General features: G+C 45.5%; 8 protein-coding genes. 6 read left to right on the forward strand and 2 right to left on the reverse strand.

The features are described from left to right. Nucleotides 1–18 precede the first annotated feature (18 nt). From ACZ49W_RS01095 to dtd, 3 genes are all read left to right on the forward strand, one after another. A complete protein-coding gene (locus tag ACZ49W_RS01095; RefSeq protein WP_464813505.1) occupies nucleotides 19–12,702 on the forward strand; it encodes a MucBP domain-containing protein in 12,684 nt (4,227 codons plus the stop codon). A 123-nt stretch (nucleotides 12,703–12,825) separates the two neighbouring features. After that, nucleotides 12,826–15,045 (forward strand): RelA/SpoT family protein, encoded by a 2,220-nt coding sequence (locus ACZ49W_RS01100; protein ID WP_464813506.1) that lies wholly within the window; start codon nucleotides 12,826–12,828, stop codon nucleotides 15,043–15,045. Between the two features lie 4 nt (nucleotides 15,046–15,049). Beyond that, nucleotides 15,050–15,493, forward strand: a complete 444-nt coding sequence (dtd, locus tag ACZ49W_RS01105; RefSeq protein WP_464813507.1) for a D-aminoacyl-tRNA deacylase — start codon at nucleotides 15,050–15,052, stop codon at nucleotides 15,491–15,493. Nucleotides 15,494–15,503: 10 nt separating this feature from the next. Here the strand turns inward: dtd and ACZ49W_RS01110 are convergent, their stop codons facing one another. Continuing rightward, entirely contained in the window at nucleotides 15,504–15,740 is a 237-nt protein-coding gene (locus ACZ49W_RS01110; RefSeq protein ID WP_464813508.1) for a DUF4649 family protein, read from the reverse strand. A gap of 82 nt (nucleotides 15,741–15,822) precedes the next feature. Next, nucleotides 15,823–16,527: a trehalose operon repressor gene (treR, locus tag ACZ49W_RS01115; protein WP_464813509.1), complete on the reverse strand. Its 705-nt coding sequence runs from the start codon at nucleotides 16,525–16,527 to the stop codon at nucleotides 15,823–15,825. Nucleotides 16,528–16,694: 167 nt separating this feature from the next. Between treR and treP the strand changes: the two genes are divergently transcribed. The 3 genes from treP to ACZ49W_RS01130 all read left to right on the forward strand — a co-directional run bounded on the left by treP (nucleotide 16,695) and on the right by ACZ49W_RS01130 (nucleotide 21,279). Continuing rightward, nucleotides 16,695–18,704 carry a PTS system trehalose-specific EIIBC component gene (treP, locus tag ACZ49W_RS01120; protein ID WP_464813510.1) on the forward strand — a complete coding sequence of 670 codons (2,010 nt, stop codon included), beginning with the start codon at nucleotides 16,695–16,697 and terminating at the stop codon, nucleotides 18,702–18,704. Between the two features lie 72 nt (nucleotides 18,705–18,776). Then, nucleotides 18,777–20,402 carry an alpha,alpha-phosphotrehalase gene (gene treC, locus ACZ49W_RS01125; RefSeq protein WP_464813511.1) on the forward strand — a complete coding sequence of 542 codons (1,626 nt, stop codon included), beginning with the start codon at nucleotides 18,777–18,779 and terminating at the stop codon, nucleotides 20,400–20,402. Between the two features lie 307 nt (nucleotides 20,403–20,709). Beyond that, a complete protein-coding gene (locus ACZ49W_RS01130; protein WP_464813512.1) occupies nucleotides 20,710–21,279 on the forward strand; it encodes a uracil-DNA glycosylase family protein in 570 nt (189 codons plus the stop codon). Nucleotides 21,280–21,411: the final 132 nt, after the last annotated feature.

Consider the following 21,411-nt stretch of genomic DNA (forward strand, 5'->3'; position numbering starts at 1 on the left):
TTAACGGAGGGCATTTAAATGTTAAATGCGAGAAAAAATCGAGACACTGCTCAGCGATTTTCGATTAAGAAATTCAAATTTGGAGCAGCATCGGTTTTGATTGGTTTGGTATTTGCAGGCTTTGCTGAAGCCTCGCAAGCTGAACAATTGGAGTCAACATCTCCAGATGTTTCAAAAACGGTCGAATCCCCGACACTTGACACCTCATCGGATGTGATAGAGAAGGCTTTGACCCAAGGTGAGCAAAGCGCTAGCCAAGAGGACAAAGCTAGCGAAACACAGCAGGCTCAAGCTCAGTCATCTCTGGATAAAGAAGCAGCTAAAGCCAAGATTGATCAGGCAGCTGCGGCTAAAAAAGCGCTAGTAGAAGCGAGCAAGGCCTCTAAAAAGGATAAAGAAGCAACCCTTTTGGTCATCGACCAACTCGCCAAAGCGGGTAAGGAAAATGTTGATCTAGCAACGGATCAAGCCTTTTTGGATAAAAATGAAGCCGATATTCTAAACGGTATCAGCCTTGTGCCAATGCCAGCTGACGCCAAAGAAGAGGACCAAGCCCCTGCTAAAGACGAAAGTAAGGGAGAGGAAGCAAAAGTAGAAACTAAATCTTCTGATCAGGCAGCTGAGGAAACTGAAACATCCGAACCTAGAACAGAATCAGATTTAAAAATCCTAGAGGGTGAGACAGTTGTTTCAGTTACAAGAGATGATAAGACAGGAATTATTGAGGCTTATGCAACAATCAATCGTGTCGGAGACTATACGGCTTATATTTTAAATCCTAAGCAACTATCTTCTTTTGATTTGGAAGAAGAAGGCTATACTCGAGCTGATTTAGCTGCAGCTGGAGATTTTTCAGGTTATACGGTAACTCCGAATAAAAAATTATCTTTCCAAGACCCTATTGAAGGACGTTATACTTATAATATTGTTGGGTCAAAGGATGGAAATGTTCACTATGCCCTTTCAGTAGATAATCCTAATCCAAAGACAGCAGATGGTAATCCTAAAAAAGTTTATATCATTGCCTTTAATAAAGATACGAAAAAGATTTTAGGTCGTTATGAGCTGTCTTTAACTGGCGACAACAGTGTAAATATTCCAGCTAGTGTTGATAGTGTCGATGGAGCAACAGCTTCCTTCCAGTATGATACTAGATTTATTATTTATCGTTATTCTGATGGAACAAAACAAGTAGCTCAGCTGGAATCGAGTCTTACAAATGTTGATGTCAAATATACGAATGCTTTTTCTGGCGGTTATCCTAAATATACAACTCAAATCACCTCTTATAAAGATATTGATACCAATGAAGATATTCAAACGGATCATATTCAATATGGATGGACAGGATATGATTATACGACGACACCTATCTCAATTGATGATTATAATTATGTCACAAGCACAAAAAATGAAACAGGTCCAATTGAAAAGGTAACAGCTCGCCGATTTAAAGGAGATAAGGTTCAATATTCTGTAGCGCAACCACCTTACAGCGATAAGACGCCAGCTTCTTATGTGACCATCTATTATCAATGGGAGTATCTAGATAATGATGGAACAGCAGAACTGACAGTTTATGTCTCACCAAAGGATAGCCGTACAGACAGCAGTCTTCCGACGGCAAAAGAATTTTTTGAACACATAGAAAATTATACGACTTATACAGATAAAGTTTATAATTTTGACCATGTTTCGGATGCTGATTTACAAAACGGAACGAATGGTACAGCAGGACAAGCAAATTCTCTTCCGTATGTTTCAAATGATGTCAATGGTTTCTACTTAGCTAGAAAAGCTGAGAACAGGGATAATAGTACAACGCTTTGGAATCAAAATATAACAGCAGGTGGTGGATTAAAATCCTACAATGAGTTAGCAGCAAATGCAACAAACATTAAACCTGGTGAACGTGCAACGATGCGTTTTCCGATTGTGGAAAATCCTAAAAATAGTGCCGCAAACCATGTTCAGACATCAGGAAATATGAACCTTCGGAATTCTTGGACAAAAGGTTCTGATGTTATCTACTACTATAAGCTCACAGGTGATGTGAAGATTAAGTATGTTGATACAAAAGGAAACGAAATTCAAAATCCATTGATGGATACGCAACCTAACCCACGAGGAACAGCATATAATACCACAGACAGTAAGATTCGTGATCAATATACGGGTACAGGTGAAAATATCACGGCTGGTACAGAAAAAACTGGTCCAAATAACAAACCTAAGACAATTGAAGCAACCACAGTTCCTGAAGGAAGCGAAGCAACTCCAGGAAAATATTATCTTGTGACTTCAAATAGTACTATTCCAAACGGTGAGGGTTACCTTACAGGAGTTGATAAGCAAAATGCAACAACACCTGATTCAGACCCTGAAACAGGGACTGTCCAAAAACAACATAGTGAAGTCACCTACGTCTATGAACGTGGCGGGAATGTCAAAGTTCACTTTGTTGATACAGAAGGGAATAAATTAGCTGATCCCGAAAATGTTAAGATAGAAGCGCAACCGGGAGAATCCTACAACACTTCAACCAACAAGAAGGCGACTATTAAGACAACAGACGGCAAAACTTATAAACCAGTAACAGGAACACGTCAAGGAACGGACTACCCAGTTGGTAAAGTTGGTAACCAAGGTCAGCTGCTATCTAAAAATAACACATCTGCAGACTATGGTATTGATACCGTAACAGGAAATGTTGTTGCAGATACGACTAAAAACATCACTTATGTTTACCAAGAAGTGAAGGGTGATGTGATTGTACTTTACCGCATTAACAACACCGATACCCCACTCACTGGGACAGCGACAGGCTATTCAGATGATCCAAGTAAGACGAAAACTATTGGTAATCTTTCAAGTGACGCTGTGGTTGATGGGAAGACCATGGATGCACAGTATCTCCAAGGTGCTGTTATCGATACTGAAACAACCTCAACAGGGGTAGCTTATAATACAACGGATAACAAACCTCAGTATATTACCACAGCGGACGGTAAAGTTTACAAGCTCGTTCAGGATAAAGTGAGTGGTAATGAAACAGGAAAAACCGCAGAGGGTACAACTCGTATCGTTTACTACTACGAACTTCAAAAAGGTAATGTTGATGTCCGCTATGTTGACACGGATGGTAATATTATCTTCAACAATCCTGAGTTTACAAAGGATGAAGAAAATGCCGATACAGGTAAGGACTATAATACTTCTGATCAGAAGAAGGATAAAATTACCTTTGAGGGTAATGAGTACGTTCCTGTTGAAGCGGGTGACTACACTGTCGGTACCGTTGGTTCAGACAGCCATCTGGAAAGCCTAGGTGATGGCAGCAAGACCAAGGGTCTAGGAACGGATCCAACAACTGGTAAGGTAGCGCTTGAAGATAAGCATATTACTTATGTTTATAAGAAAGTCCAAAAGACGGGTAATGTTGTCGTTGACTATGTGGATACCAACGGTAATAAACTACAAGATCAAGTCCCAGACGAAACGGATCAACCAGCAGGTAAAGCCTACGACACCGCTGATCACAAGCCAGAAACCATCAAGAAAGATGGTAAAACCTATAAGTTAGCTCCAGCAAATACTTACCCAGTTGGTACAGTAGGAAATAGCAATGAGTTGACTGCTAAAATGAATACGGAAGCAGCCTATGGCACAGATCCAGTATCTGGTGAGGTTGAAGCAGATAAGACGAAGAAGATTACTTACGTCTATCAAGAGGTCAAGGGAGATGTTGTCGTCAAGTATGTGGATGTTGATGGTAATGAGATCAAGACACCACAAGACGCTAAGAAAGATGCTCCAGTTGATGAAGCCTACGATACTAAGACTACTGACCTTCGTCCAGACACTATCACCACAGCAGATGGTAAGACCTACAAGCGTGTTCCAGCAGGAAATAGCTATCCAGTAGGTACAGTTGGTGAAGATGGAAACTTGACGAATACAACGAAAGATCTTGGTACAGATACTCCAACAGGTACTGTCTCAGAAGGCACTAAAACCGTGACTTACGTCTATCAAGAGGTCAAAGGTGACGTTGTCGTTCGTTATCGCATTAACAACACCGATACCCCACTGACTGGTACAGCGACAGGTTATGCAGGCGATGCAACAAAGAGCGTTCAGATTGGTGATGTGACACCAAGTCAAGTGGTGAATAAAGAGTTGACGCAAGACTACCTCAAAGGGTCTGTATTGGACACGCCAGAAGAGTCAACCGGTCTTGACTACACGACAACAGATAACAAACCAAGCACCATCACGACAGCAGATGGCAAGGTTTATAAGCTCGTTGAAAACAAGGTAACTGGTGACGAAACTGGTAAGACCAAAGAAGGCACAATCGTTGTCACTTACTACTACGAGCTTCAAAAAGGTAGTGTTGACGTCAGCTATGTTGACACCAAGGGGGACAAGATTGCTGCGACTAAGGATGTTGTCAAAGATGGTGAAACAGGAAGCAACTACACGACAACAGGTGACAGTGATCGCCCTGCGACCATCACTGTTGGTGACGGCGACGACAAGAAAGTTTACAAACTCGTTCCTAAGGGCACTTATGATGTCGGAACAGTTGGTGACAATGGTGAATTGACCAAACTGGATCAAGAAAAGAGCAAGTCTAAAGATCTTGGAACAGATGCCGTGACAGGTCAAGTCACACCAGAAGCTAAGCACATCACTTACGTCTATGAGCTTCAAAAAGGTAGTGTTGACGTGCGCTATGTGGATGTTGATGGCAATGAAATCGCAGACAAGCAAGACGGTCTCACCGATACTAAGACCGACGATCCGAATGCTGAGCTTACCACCAAGGATCCAGGTACAGACTACAACACCGTTAATAGCGTGAAACGTCCAGACACCATCAAGAAAGATGGTAAGACCTACAAACTGGTTCCAGCAGGCGATAGCTATGCAGTCGGAACCGTTGGTAAAGATGGCGAGTTGACTAGTCTTAAACAAACTGAGAAGGGCTACGGCACAGCTGCGCCAGCTGGTCAAGTGGTTTCAGATGAAACCAAGCATATTACCTACGTGTACCAAGAGGTCAAAGGTAACGTCGTGGTTAAGTATGTGGATGAAAATGGTAACCCAATCAAGGATCCACAAGACGCGAAGAAAGACGCACCAGTTGACGAAGCCTACGATACTAAGACGGATACGCTTCGCCCAAGTACCATTACCAAAGACGGTAAAGTTTATCAGCTCGTTCCAGCAGGCAACTATCCAGAAGCTGGTGGTCAAGTCGATAGTGACGGACATCTCACCACATCTGACCCTGTTTCTGGTCAGGTCGCAGAAGGCACCAAGACCGTGACTTATGTCTATAAGGAAGTCAAAGGTAACGTTGTCGTTGACTATGTAGATACTGACGGAAACAGCATCAAAGACCAAGTCAAGGATGAAATAGATGCGTCTGCGGGCACAGCCTATGATACAGACACTGACAACCGTCCAGAAGAAATCAAGGTCGGTGATAAGGTTTATAAACTAGTTCCAGCAGGTAGCTATCCAGTTGGTAAGGTTGGAGATAACCACAACTTGACTGAGTTGACATTGACTGAAAAAGGTTATGGTGTTGACCCAACAACGGGTAGCGTTGAAGCAGACAAGACTAAGAAAATTACCTACGTTTACCAAGAAGAAAAAGGTAGCGTTATTGTCAAGTACGTTGATAAGGACGGAAATACCCTTAAACCAGCGGTTGACGATGAAAAAGATGTTTCAGGTGGCACAAGTTACGACACAGCTGATAAGAAAGATAGCACCATCACAACTGCAGATGGCAAGGTCTATAAGCTCGTTCCAGCGGGTGACTACCCAGTTGGTAAGGTAGATGCTAACAACCATCTTGAATCTTCAGATCCAGTCGATGGTAAGGTTGAAGCTGGCAAGACCAAAGAAGTCACTTATGTCTATGAAGAGGTCAAAGGTAGTGTTGATGTCCGCTATGTGGATACCACTGGTAAGGAAATCGCTGATAAGAAAGATGTCGTAACAGATGCTTCCGCAGGCACTGACTACAATACGACCGAAGAAGCAACTCGTCCAGCAACTATTACTGCGGCAGATGGCAAGGTCTATCAACGTGTAGCAGCCGGCACCTACGATGTCGGAACAGTGGGTAGCGAAGGTCAACTCGAAACCCTTGATACCGCTAAGAGCGTTACAAAAGATCTTGGTACGGATCCTGTGACAGGTAAAGTCGTAGCGGAAGAAACCAAGCATATTACCTACGTTTACCAAGAAGTCAAGGGTAGCGTTGTCGTTGACTATGTGGATGTGAATGGGAACACCATCAAAGCACAAGTCAAAGATGAAACGGATGTATCTGTGGGTACGGACTACGATACTAATAGTGATAACCGCCCAGAAACGATTACAGGAACAGATGGCAAGGTCTATAAACTGGTTCCAGCGGGTAGCGACTATCCAGTTGGTACAGTAGGTACAGATGGTAACTTGACCGAAACGAAGAAGGACAACCTAGGAGTTGACCCTGTTACTGGTAAAGTTGTTGCTGGTGAAACCAAAAAAGTCACTTATGTTTACCAAGAAGTCAAAGGTAATGTTGTCGTTGACTATGTGGATACCGAAGGTAAGCCGCTTAAAGATCAAGAAATCGATACCCAAGATGGTTCTATCGGTTCAGCCTATGAGACGAATACCGACCATCGTCCAAATGAAATCAAGAAAGACGGTAAGACTTATCGCCTTGTTCCAGCGGGTAGCTACCCAGTTGGTACCGTTGGGGATGACCACAACTTGACCCAAACGACTACAACTCTCGGTGTTGACCCAACAACGGGTGAAGTCGCAGAAGGCACCAAGAAAATCACCTATGTTTACCAAGAGGTCAAGGGTGATGTCGTGGTTAAATATGTGGATGAAAATGGTAATGAAATCAAAGATCCACAAGACGCGAAGAAAGATGCACCAGTGGATGAGGCTTATGATACCAAGACGGATAGCCTTCGTCCAAGCACCATCACCAAAGACGGTGAAGAGTACGAATTGGTTCCAGCAGGCAACTACCCAGGAGCGGGTGGTCAAGTTGATGCTGACGGTCACCTCACCACATCTGACCCTGTTTCTGGTCAAGTGACCGAAGGCACGAAGACCGTGACGTATGTTTACCGTAAGGTCGTTAAGACAGGTAACGTTGTGGTTGATTATGTGGACACCAAAGGGAACAAGCTAGAGGCTCAAGTGGCAGATGAAACCGATGCTCCAGTTGGCACAGCCTACAACACCGATGAGGACCGCAAGAAAGCTGACATCACTGTTGGTGATAAGGTATATCGCCTCGTTCCAGCCGGCACTTATGATGTGGGTACGGTTAATGCTAATGGTAACTTGACCAGCCTAGATACTGCTAAGAGTGCTGAAAAAGACCTTGGTGTTGACCAAACGACAGGTGAAGTCGCACAAGGCACTAAGAAGATTACTTATGTCTATGAAGAAGTCAAAGGTAGCGTCATCGTCAAGTACGTCGATAAAGACGGCAAGGAATTGAAACCAGCTGTTGATGATGAAAAAGATGTTTCAGGTGGCACAAGCTACGACACAGCTGACAAGAAAGACAGCACCATCACCACTAGCGATGGCAAGGTTTATAAACTTGTTCCAGCGGGTGACTACCCAGTTGGTAAGGTAGATGCTAACAACCACCTTGAGTCTTCAGATCCAGTTGATGGCAAAGTCGAAGCTGGCAAGACCAAGGAAGTCACTTATGTCTATGAAGAAGTCAAGGGTAATGTTGTCGTTGATTATGTGGATGTGAACGGAAACAGCATCAAGGACCAAGTCAAGGATGAAACAGATGCGTCTGCGGGCACAGCTTATGATACGGATAGTGACAACCGTCCAGATGTCATCAAGTCAACGGACAGCAAGGATGGACGTCCTTACAAACTCGTTCCAGCGGGTGACTACCCAGTCGGGACGGTTGGTAACGATCATAACTTGACCGAACTCAAGCTCACAGACAAGGGCTACGGCGTCGATCCAACAACAGGTACTGTTGAAGCCGATAAGACTAAGAAGATTACTTATGTCTATAAACAGTTTGGTAGCTACGTTCCTTACATCCCAACTGAACCAGGCCGTGATATTCCGAAAGTTCCTTATGATGATACACCAGAAGAACCTAAGGATAATCCACCATTGCCATACATTCCTGGATTTGAGCCAGAAGTTCCGCTCACTCCAGTAGATCCAAACGACCCAACTAAGGGATACATCCCACCAAAACCAACAGATCCAAACGACCCAACGAAGGACACGCCAGTACCTTACAAACCAGTCAAAGGTGATGTTGTGGTGCACTACTACGACACGACTGGCAAGGAAATCGCAACTCCAGTGACGGATACGCCAGAATCTCCAGTGGATACACCGTACAACACGACCGACCACAAGCCAGAGAAGATTGAATTTGAAGGCAAGGCTTACTACTACAAGGAAGTCCGCTCTGACTCTAAGCCAGAAGATGGCAAGGTTGTGAAGGGCACAACGGTCATTAACTACGTTTACGAAGAAGCTGGTAATGTGGTCGTGAACTACAAGGATGAGGATGGTAACGTCATCCACGATCCAGAAAATGACACTGAAAACGGCAAACCAGGTGAGCCATATAACACCACGGATCACAAATACCCAACCATCGAGTTTGGTGGCAACACTTACGAACTCGTGCCAAGTAAGACCGAAGGGGACGAAGAAGGCAACGTTGAAGGTGGTAAGACCAAGGAAGTGACTTACGTTTACCGTAAGGTGGTGAAGAAAGGTAGCGTTGTGGTCACTTATGTGGATGAGAACGGTAACGAACTCAAACACCAAGTGATTGACGAGCAAGACCAACCAGTCGGCACAGCTTACGATACACTTGTCGATAACCGTCCAAGTCAAATTGTCAAGGATGGCAAGACCTATGAATTGGTACCAGCAGGCAACTACACAGTTGGAGCAGTGGATGAGAATGGTCACTTGACTAGCTCTGATGCGGTGACTGGTGATGTGGCAGAAGGCACGAAGACCGTTACTTACGTTTACAAGCTCAAACCAGAAGTACCAGTCCAACCAGGTAAGTACATCCCTTACATCGAGGGCAACGAGCCAAACAAACCAAACGATCCAGATCCAGTGCCATACGATGACACGCCAGAAGATCCAAGCAATAACCCACCACTTCCATTTGTGCCAGGTTATCGCCCACGTGATCCGAAGGATCCAAACGGAACGCCACTTAAACCAGTGGATCCAAATGATCCAAGCAAGGGTTATGTGCCACCAACCATCACAGATCCAAACGATCCAACCAAGGACACGCCAGTACCTTACGCTCCAGTTAAGGGTAGCGTTGTGGTAACCTATGTGGACACAACTGGTAAGACCATCAAGGCGCAAGTGACAGACGAAGACAAGGTTCTTGTCGATACGGACTACAACACCGTTGAAGACAACCGTCCAAGCACCATCAAGGGTGAAGATGGTCATGTCTACAAACTGGTTCCAGCCGGCACTTACCCAGTGGGTAGCGTGGATAAAGAGGGTCACTTGACCACTTCTGATGCAACGACTGGTAAGGTTGAGGAAGGCACGAAGACCGTGACTTACGTTTACGAGCGTCTCGGCAGCTACATTCCTTACATCCCAACTGAGCCAGGCCGTGAGATTCCAGAAGTGCCATACGATGAAACACCAGAAGAACCTAAGGACAATCCGCCGTTGCCATATATCCCTGGATTCGAGCCAGAAATTCCGCTCACTCCAGTGGATCCAAATGATCCAAGCAAGGGCTACATCCCACCAAGCATCACGGATCCAAATGATCCAACCAAGGACACGCCAGTTCCTTACAAACCGGTGACGCCAGAGGTTGTCAAAGGTGATGTTGTGGTGCACTACTACGACACGACTGGCAAGGAAATCGCAACTCCAGTGACGGATACGCCAGAATCTCCAGTGGATACACCGTACAACACGACCGACCACAAGCCAGAGAAGATTGAATTTGAAGGCAAGACTTACTACTACAAGGAAGTCCGCTCTGACTCTAAGCCAGAAGATGGCAAGGTTGTGAAGGGCACAACGGTCATTAACTACGTTTACGAAGAAGCTGGTAATGTGGTCGTGAACTACAAGGATGAGGATGGTAACGTCATCCACGATCCAGAAAATGACACTGAAAACGGCAAACCAGGTGAGCCATATAACACCACGGATCACAAATACCCAACCATCGAGTTTGGTGGCAACACTTACGAACTCGTGCCAAGTAAGACCGAAGGGGACGAAGAAGGCAACGTTGAAGGTGGTAAGACCAAGGAAGTGACTTACGTTTACCGTAAGGTGGTGAAGAAAGGTAGCGTTGTGGTCACTTATGTGGATGAGAACGGTAACGAACTCAAACACCAAGTGATTGACGAGCAAGACCAACCAGTCGGCACAGCTTACGATACACTTGTCGATAACCGTCCAAGTCAAATTGTCAAGGATGGCAAGACCTATGAATTGGTACCAGCAGGCAACTACACAGTTGGAGCAGTGGATGAGAATGGTCACTTGACTAGCTCTGATGTGGTGACTGGTGATGTGGCAGAAGGCACGAAGACCGTTACTTACGTTTACAAGCTCAAACCAGAAGTACCAGTCCAACCAGGTAAGTACATCCCTTACATCGAGGGCAACGAGCCAAACAAACCAAACGATCCAGATCCAGTGCCATACGATGACACGCCAGAAGATCCAAGCAATAACCCACCACTTCCATTTGTGCCAGGTTATCGCCCACGTGATCCGAAGGATCCAAACGGAACGCCACTTAAACCAGTGGATCCAAATGATCCAAGCAAGGGTTATGTGCCACCAACCATCACAGATCCAAACGATCCAACCAAGGACACGCCAGTACCTTACGCTCCAGTTAAGGGTAGCGTTGTGGTAACCTATGTGGACACAACTGGTAAGACCATCAAGGCGCAAGTGACAGACGAAGACAAGGTTCTTGTCGATACGGACTACAACACCGTTGAAGACAACCGTCCAAGCACCATCAAGGGTGAAGATGGTCATGTCTACAAACTGGTTCCAGCCGGCACTTACCCAGTGGGTAGCGTGGATAAAGAGGGTCACTTGACCACTTCTGATGCAACGACTGGTAAGGTTGAGGAAGGCACGAAGACCGTGACTTACGTTTACGAGCGTCTCGGCAGCTACATTCCTTACATCCCAACTGAGCCAGGCCGTGAGATTCCAGAAGTGCCATACGATGAAACACCAGAAGAACCTAAGGACAATCCGCCGTTGCCATATATCCCTGGATTCGAGCCAGAAATTCCGCTCACTCCAGTGGATCCAAATGATCCAAGCAAGGGCTACATCCCACCAAGCATCACGGATCCAAACGATCCAACCAAGGACACGCCAGTGCCTTACAAACCGGTGACGCCAGAAGTGGTGAAAGGTAATGTCGTGGTGCACTATGTGGATGAGGAAGGCAATGTCATCGCTGACCCAGTGACGGACGAAAGCAACACGCCAGTCGGAACGCCTTACGATACCACAGACCACAAACCTAAGACCATTGAGAAGGACGGAGTGGTGTACTACTTCACACGTGTGTCTAAGGATTCTAAACCAGAAAATGGTAGCGTGGTAGAAGGTACCCAAGACATCATCTATGTCTATAAGAAGGCAGGAAGTTATATTCCGTACATCCCAACGGAGCCAGGTCGTGATATTCCTAAGGTACCGTATGACAATACACCAGAAGAGCCTAAGGACAATCCGCCGTTGCCATATATCCCTGGATTCGAGCCAGAAATTCCGCTCACTCCAGTAGATCCAAACGACCCAAGCAAGGGCTACATCCCACCAGGCATCACGGATCCAAACGATCCAACTAAGGATACACCAGTGCCTTACAAACCGGTGACGCCAGAAGTGGTGAAAGGTAATGTCGTGGTGCACTATGTGGATGAGGAAGGCAATGTCATCGCTGACCCAGTGACGGACGAAAGCAACACGCCAGTTGGAACACCTTACGATACCACAGACCACAAGCCTAAGACCATTGAGAAGGACGGAGTAGTGTACTACTTCACACGTGTGTCTAAGGATTCTAAACCAGAAAATGGTAGCGTGGTAGAAGGTACCCAAGACATCATCTATGTCTATAAGAAGGCAGGAAGTTATATTCCTTACATTCCAACGGAGCCAGGTCGTGAGATTCCGAAAGTTCCTTATGACAATACGCCAGAAGAGCCTAAGGACAATCCGCCGTTGCCATATATCCCTGGATTCGAGCCAGAAATTCCGCTCACTCCAGTGGATCCAAACGACCCAAGCAAGGGCTACATCCCACCAAGCATCACGGATCCAAATGATCCAACTAAGGACACGCCAGTGCCTTACAAACCGGTGAAACCTCAGCCAAAACCAGAACCAGGTCAACCAACACCTGATCCTAAGCCTGAGAAGCCTGTTTCACCAACACCTAAGGCTCCAGTGACACCTACGTCTCAACCAACTCCAGCTAAACCACAGCAGCCTGCACTCCCAAGTACAGGTGAGCGCTCAAATGGTTACTCTGTTCTTGGTCTTGGTGCACTTGCAGCAACATTAGGACTAGGTCTAATGGGAACAAGCAAAAAGAAAAAATCTGAATCAGAGGAAGCTTAATCCTTGTCCCTAGACAGAAAAACGCAGAAAGTTAATCTTTCTGCGTTTTCTTATTGACCAAAACGTAGTATAATAGAAGGTATATTTTAAAAGAGAACAATAGTAAAAAGCAGAGGAAATCGAATGTCAAAGGAAGTCAATCTAACAGGTCAAGAGGTAGTGGATTTAACAGCCACTTATTTGAGTGAATCGGATGTGGCTTTTGTCGAAAAAGCCATGCAGTATGCAGTTGCGGCTCATACAGGACAATTTCGAAAATCTGGAGAGCCTTATATCATTCATCCCATCCAAGTGGCGGGAATTCTAGCCAAGTTGCAGTTGGATGCGGTGACGGTGGCATGTGGTTTTTTGCATGATGTGGTGGAAGACACTGACATCACCTTGGATGATTTGGAGTTTGATTTTGGAAAAGATGTGCGCAATATCATCGATGGGGTGACCAAGCTCGGTAAGGTCGAGTACAAATCTCATGAAGAGCAGTTGGCGGAAAATCACCAGAAGATGCTGATGGCTATGTCTAAGGATATTCGGGTGATTTTGGTCAAGCTGGCTGATCGGCTCCATAATATGCGCACGCTCAAACATCTTCGTAAGGACAAGCAAGAGCGTATCTCACGTGAGACGATGGAAATCTATGCTCCCTTGGCGCATCGTTTGGGGATCAGTCGCATCAAGTGGGAACTCGAAGACATGGCTTTTCGCTATTTAGATGAGGTGGAATTTTACAAGATTTCCCGCATGATGAAAGAAAAGCGCAAGGAGCGTGAAGAGTTAGTCGATGAGATTGTTGGTAAAATCAAGTCCTATACGGAGGAGCAAGGGCTCTACGGTGATGTCTATGGTAGGCCCAAGCATATTTACTCTATTTATCGCAAGATGCGGGATAAGAAAAAGCGCTTTGACCAAATTTATGACTTAATCGCCATTCGTTGTATCATGGATACGCCCATTGATGTTTATGCTATGGTCGGCTATATTCATGAGTTGTGGCGTCCTATGCCAGGGCGGTTCAAGGATTATATTGCTGCGCCAAAGGCCAATGGGTATCAGTCTATCCACACCACAGTCTATGGTCCAAAGGGGCCTATTGAGATCCAAATCAGGACCAAGGAAATGCACGAGGTTGCTGAGTATGGGGTGGCGGCTCACTGGGCTTATAAAAAAGGCATCAAAGGTAAGGTGGATAGCAAAGAGTCTGCTCTTGGGATGAACTGGATCAAGGAGTTGGTCGAGTTGCAAAATGAGTCAAATGGTGATGCTAAGGAATTTGTCGATTCGGTAAAAGAGGACATCTTTACCGAGCGCATCTATGTCTTTACCCCAAATGGGGCGGTGCAAGAGTTGCCAAAAGATTCTGGTCCCATTGATTTTGCTTACGCAATTCATACTCAAGTGGGCGAAAAAGCGACGGGTGCCAAGGTCAATGGTCGCATGGTGCCGTTGACGGCCAAACTCAAAACAGGTGATGTGGTCGAAATCATCACCAACAGCAATTCTTTTGGTCCGAGTCGAGATTGGATCAAGATTGTCAAAACCAATAAGGCTAGAAACAAGATTCGTCAGTTCTTTAAAAATCAAGACCGAGAGCTATGTGTCACTAAGGGGCGTGATCTTTTGGTGAGCAGCCTGCAAGAGCAAGGCTATGTGCCCAATAAGTTTTTAGATAAAAAACATATTGAAGCGATTTTGCCAAAACTTAGCGTAAAAACAGAGGAAGCCCTCTATGCAGCGATTGGTTTTGGTGAGCTCAGTGCGACTAGCATTGTCAATAAACTAACCGAAAAAGAACGAAAGGAAGAAGAGCGTGCCAGAGCCAAGGCAGAAGCCGATGAGCTGGTCAATGGCGGTGAGATTAAGCAAGAGAAAAAAGATACCCTCAAGATCAGAAGTGAAAATGGGGTCATCATCCAAGGGGCTAGTGGTCTGCTCATGCGGCTTGCCAAATGTTGTAACCCTGTCCCTGGGGACAAGATTGAAGGCTACATCACCAAAGGACGTGGGGTGGCTATTCACCGTGCGGATTGTAACAATATCAAGGGGCAAGAGGGCTACAATGAGCGCTTGATTGAAGTCGAGTGGGACATGAAAGATACCCACACGGACTATGTGGCAGACATCGACATCTACGGTCTCAACCGGAGTGGTCTTTTGAACGATGTCCTACAAATCCTCTCCAATCAAACCAAGAGCATTGCTTCGGTCAATGCTCAGTCCACCAAGGATACCAAGTTTGTCAATATCCATGTGAGCTTTTCCATCCCTGATTTGTCTGCTTTAACCACAGTGGTGGATAAGATTAAGGTCGTCCCTGACGTGTATAGCGTCAAGCGGACCAATGGGTGATGCTATGCGAGTCATTTTACAACGGGTTAGCTCAGCCAGTGTGAGCATTGAGGGACACATCAAGGGGCAAATAGCAGCGGGTTTGTTGCTCCTAGTGGGGATTGATCCTCTTGATACGAGAGAAGACTTGGACTATGCTGCAAGAAAAATTCTCAACATGCGTATTTTTGCCGATGAGGCGGGAAAGATGAATCGCTCTGTTTTAGAGCGTCAAGGCGAGATTTTGTCTATTTCTCAGTTTACCTTGTTTGCCGAGACTAAAAAAGGAAACCGCCCAGCCTTTACAGGGGCAGCTCAGCCAGCCTTGGCAAAGGCTTTGTATGAGGACTTTAATCAGCTCTTAGCCCAGTCTATCCCTGTTCAAACGGGTGAATTTGGGGCGGATATGCAAGTCGCTCTCGTCAATGATGGACCGGTTACCATTTTATTAGACACAAAAAATCGATAAGCTTTTGGGCTTATCGATTTTCTAGTTCATCGTACTGATTTAGGTCTTGTTTGGAAAGGAAGAAAAAGACATTGCCAAAGTTATCATGGTAGTCCAGTTCATGCCCCTTGTAGCGCAGGTGAGTGACTTTGTAGTAATCAGCAACTGCAACAAGGCAGGCGAATTGAGCGCGCTCAAAATCTGCATAACTGTCATAGGTGATGGTCTTTTCTTGTTTGGTGTCATCCAGATAAACGATTTCAATCATAGGAGGTCCTACTTTCTATTTTTGATACTTCATATTTTACGCTTTTTTGCGCAAAGGTCAACTGATTGAAACGCAAGCTCTGTTAGCGTCTGGCAAAATCTACAAAGCGGAACTTATCCAGCTTGTGACGGCTTTCGGTGAACTGGAATTGTTGCTCATTTTCGAGATAAACCTTGGAAGAAATCTGCACCACATGACGATCAGCCCCTAGATCGAGCAGGAGCTTGTCTGTTTCAGTGACTTTGCTGATGGAGATTTCTTTTCTAGCGTAGGCGATGTGAAGCCCCAAGTCACCTTCCAGATATGCGTAAATCGACTTCTCGGCGATTTCTCGACTCAGGTGGGGAACATAGCGCTTATCGAGGTAGTCAATGTCAAGGACAGAAGCAATGCCGTCCACTACACGTTGTCTAGTGACCCGATAGACCAAGGTTTTTAGAGGAAAGCCGGTTAGCTGATGCAGACTTTGATCGATAATGAGTTTGTCAAGGGCGATGACATTGGTCTTGGAGTGGAGACCTTGTTCTTTGACCAACTCTTGGTAGCTGGTGAGTGCCGATACGGGAAAGTCAATGCGGTGAGGCGCCAAGACTCTGGTCTCTTGACCTTGATGTTTTTCGACAAGACCAGCCTCGACCAATTTAGCTAGGGCCTTGCGGACGGTATCGCGACTGACTTGGTAGTGCTGGCAGAGCTTGACCTCGCTAGGTAGATAAGAGTGGTGAGGGTAGCGTCCTTCTAAAATGGCTTTTTCTAAGTCAGAGAAAATGATTTCATATTTTTTCATTAATTCTTTTCAGTCTCCTTGTAGGTTTTTAATCAGACAAGTGACTTTATTTTACCAAAAAAATAGGCTTTTTTAAACAAATAAGTTGCAGACAAGTCTGCAATCGATTACACTATAAGGGTAATCCGCTAGCAGATGATTATAATACAAAACAAGGAAAAACGATTATGGGAAAATTTGAAAATGAAGCAGGTCGTTTGTTAGATGCCATTGGTGGTAAGGACAATATCAATGCGGTCACGCACTGTGCCACCCGCATGCGTTTTGTTCTAGCAGACGATAAGAAGGCAGATGTCAAAGCTATTGAGGCTATTCCTGCCGTTAAGGGAACCTTTACCAATGCTGGTCAGTTCCAAGTTATTATCGGTAATGATGTACCGATTTTCTACAATGACTTTACCGCTGTTTCAGGAATTGAAGGGGTATCAAAAGAAGCTGCTAAAGCTGCAGCGAAAAGCAATCAAAATCCAATCCAAAAGGTCATGACCATGTTGGCTGAGATCTTTACTCCGATTATTCCAGCCATTATTGTCGGTGGTTTGATCCTTGGCTTTAGAAACCTTTTAGAAGGCGTTCAGATGGAATGGCTGGGTCAAAAGATTGTTGACGGTGTCAAGCAAGTCAACGCTCAAGGTGAGCCAGTCTGGAATACCATTGTCGATGTGTCCAAATTCTGGAGTGGGGTCAATCATTTCCTCTGGCTACCGGGTGAGGCGATTTTCCACTTCCTTCCAGTCGGTATCACTTGGTCAGTAACCCGTAAGATGGGGACTAGCCAAATCTTAGGGATTGTGCTTGGGATTTGTTTGGTATCACCACAGCTCCTCAATGCCTACGCCGTAGCAGGAACGCCTGCTTCTGAGATTGCTAAAAACTGGGTTTGGGATTTTGGTTTCTTTACTGTTAACCGTATCGGTTACCAAGCCCAAGTCATTCCAGCCCTTCTTGCTGGTTTGTCCCTCTCTTATCTTGAAATCTTCTGGAGAAAACGGATTCCTGAAGTGATTTCAATGATTTTTGTTCCTTTCTTGTCCTTGATTCCAGCCCTTATCCTAGCGCATACCATCTTAGGTCCTCTTGGTTGGACAATTGGACGTGGTCTTTCAACTGTTGTCTTGGCTGGTTTGACGGGTCCTGTTAAGTGGCTCTTTGGCGCGATCTTTGGTGCTCTTTATGCGCCATTTGTTATCACAGGTCTTCACCACATGACCAATGCTATCGACACGCAGCTCATTGCGGATACCGCAACGCATACTACTGGTCTTTGGCCGATGATTGCCCTTTCTAATATTGCTCAAGGTTCAGCCGTCCTTGCTTACTACTGGATGAACCGTAAGGATGAGAAAAAAGCTGAAATCTCTATGCCAGCAGCCATCTCAGCTTATCTCGGTGTTACTGAGCCAGCCCTTTTTGGGGTCAATGTCAAGTACGTTTATCCATTTGTCGCTGGAATGATTGGATCTGGTCTTGCAGGTCTCTTGTCAACGACCTTTAATGTCCAAGCCAACTCCATTGGTATCGGCGGTCTTCCTGGTATTCTTTCTATCAACGCCAAATATATGGGCATCTTTGCGCTCATTATGATTGTGGCGATTGTGGTGCCCTTTGCCCTAACTGTCTTCTTTAGAAAAGCAGGCATCTTGACCAAGGAAGAAGATAGCCTGCAAGCAGATGCAGAACCAAGTCTAACAGAAGTCGTGACCGTTACTGAAGAAAAAGAAGCTGTCCCTCACACTCTGCTTAGCCCCTTGACAGGAGAGCTAAAACCGCTATCAGCAGCAACTGACCCAGTCTTTGCCCAAGGCGTGATGGGACAAGGTGTTCTCATCCAGCCAAGTGAAGGCGAGTTGGTCGCTCCAGTGGACGGTGTGGTCACCGTTCTTTTCCCAACGCATCATGCGATTGGCTTGACAGCTAAAGGTGGTCTTGAGCTCCTCATGCACATCGGTATGGATACCGTAAACTTAGAGGGCAAGGGCTTTAGCGCCCATGTCAAGCAAGGCGATACTGTCAAGGCAGGTGACAAGCTCATCAGCTTTGACATGGACGTGATTACAGAGGCAGGTTATCCAACCGAGACACCTCTTGTCATCACTAGCCAAGATCATCAAGTGGATGTGATGGGAGAAGTCTCTCGTGACATCAAACGAGGCGATGAACTCTTAAACGTTGAATAATAAAAAGGAGGCGAAAGACCCTAAGTCCTAGCCTCTTTCCTTATCAAAAAGCAAGATAAAAGAGGAGAAATTATGGCATTTCGGAAACAATCTGTTGTTTATCAAATCTACCCCAAATCTTTTAAAGACACCACAGGAAACGGGATTGGTGATTTAAGAGGAATTATTGACAAGCTCCCTTACCTAGAAGAGCTAGGTATTGAGATGATTTGGCTCAATCCTTTTTACCCTAGCCCACAGCGGGATAACGGCTATGACGTTTCAGATTACACGGCTGTCAATCCCTTGTTTGGCACCATGGCAGATTTTGAAGATTTGGTGGAAACGGCTAAATCCCACGGTATCGGTATCATGTTAGACATGGTGCTCAACCACTGCTCAACCGAACACGAGTGGTTCCAAAAAGCCTTGGCGGGCGATCCCTATTATCAAGATTTCTTTATCCTAAGAGATGAGCCAACAGACTGGGTATCCAAATTCGGGGGAAATGCTTGGGCACCTTTTGGAGATACCGGTAAGTACTATCTCCATCTCTTTGATGTCAGCCAAGCTGATCTCAACTGGCGCAACCCTCATGTGCGTGCAGAGTTGACAAAGGTAGTCAACTTCTGGCGGGACAAGGGCGTTAGGGGCTTTCGTTTTGATGTGATTAACCTCATCGGTAAAGACGAGGTCTTAAAGGATAATCCAGTCAATGACGGTAAGCCAGAATATACTGACCGCCCCATTACTCATGAGTATCTGCACGAGCTCAATCAAGTCAGCTTTGGTCAAGACCCTGATGTCATGACAGTTGGTGAGATGAGTGCCACTACTATTGAAAACTGTATCCTTTACACCGCTCCTGAGCGCAAGGAGTTGTCTATGGCCTTTAACTTCCACCATCTAAAAGTGGATTATAAGGATGGGCAAAAATGGAGCATCATGCCCTTTGACTTTGAAGAACTCAAGCGCCTCTTCCATACTTGGGGGGAGGAGATGAGTCTTGGCAATGGTTGGAATGCCCTCTTTTACAATAACCATGACCAACCGCGGGCGCTTAACCGCTTTATCGATGTCAAAAACTTCCGTGAGGAAGGCGCGACCATGCTAGCAGCCTCTATCCATCTCTCTCGAGGTACGCCTTATGTTTACATGGGAGAAGAAATCGGGATGTTAGATCCTGACTATGACAGCATGGCTGACTATGTGGATGTGGAAAGCCTTAATGCTTATGCTAGCCTTACAGCCCAAGGTTACTCTGATGAAGCTGCCTTTCAGATGATTACCGCTAAATCTCGTGATAACTCGAGAACTCCTATGCAGTGGGATGCGACCGAGCATTCTGGTTTTACCACAGGGACACCTTGGCTCAAGGTGGGTAAAAGCTATGAGAGCATCAATGTTGAGAAGGAAAAATCAGGTAAGATTTTCCCCTTCTATCAAAAGCTCATCCAACTGCGTAAGGACTATCCACTCATCTCAGAAGGCAGCTACAAGGGCGCTTACAAAGACAGCGATAGTGTCTATGCCTTTGAGCGAGAGTGGCAGGGGGAAAAACTCCTTGTGCTCAATAACTTCTACGGCAAAACCGTCGAACTACCACTAGAACACACCTATCAAAAAGGGCAAGTCCTCATCGGCAACTATGCTGATGTAAAACTTGGTGAAACCATCACCCTACGCCCTTATGAAACGCTTGCCCTTTATGTAAACTAAGAAAAAAACCAGCTAAAAAAATTTTTTGGCTGGTTTTAGTGCTGTTTTGGTCAAAAGAGGTTGACGCAGGACTGGTTTGTGCTAATATGGAAAGAAGACGAGTTAAGTGGCGTGAAAGGATTTGTTGGAGCGACCTAGGGTAAATCAGCAAATCAGACGATTGGTCGTAGCCCATTCGTCTTTGTCTTAGATGTAAAGGCTAGGTGATAGAGTCATTTTCACAAACGAGAATATCCTTTGAGTTAAGGTTAGACGAGATGTGACCAGCCTTTCTTACTTGTAATGATGATTTAAAGGAGGATACGTCATGTCCTTATTTGATTTAAAAACGGCTATCATGGCTGATGCCATGAACCAGTCTTATACTGAGCGCGGGATTGCGCCCATCTATCAAGCATCTGCGGCAGCTCGGATTTTGCTGATTGGTCAGGCACCTGGAAGGGTGACCGAAGCAAAGGGCTTGCCCTTTATGGACAAGAGTGGGGATCGTCTGCGAGACTGGATGGGGATTGATTTAGCGACCTTTTATGATGAGCAAAAAATCGCTATTCTACCTATGGATTTCTACTTTCCGGGCAAGGGAAAATCTGGTGATCTGCCTCCTAGAAAGGGCTTTGCCGAGAAATGGCACCCTCTTTTTTTAGAGGAGTTGCCAAATGTTCGGCTGACTATTCTGATTGGACGCTATTCGGTGGAGCATTATTTGGGCAAGGGCGAAACACTCACCCAGCGCGTGAGAAATTATCAAGTGGCTCTCCCTATATATTTCCCTCTTCCTCATCCGTCGCCTCGCAATCTCTTGTGGATGCGTCAGAATCCTTGGTTTGAAACAGATGTGCTGCCAGAGCTAAAAAGACAGGTAGCAAGCGCCTTATAGTTTTTGTTGCTTATCTTTTATGACTTTGTTAACTCATCTTGCCCCACTTCAGTGCTATCTGGGATGTATGTTCTCATCCTAAAGGCAAAGGGCAAGGACGATTTCTTGAAAATCAGTCAAGCGGCTGATTTT

Source organism: Streptococcus sp. STR1/CE/0325, assembly GCF_055386095.1.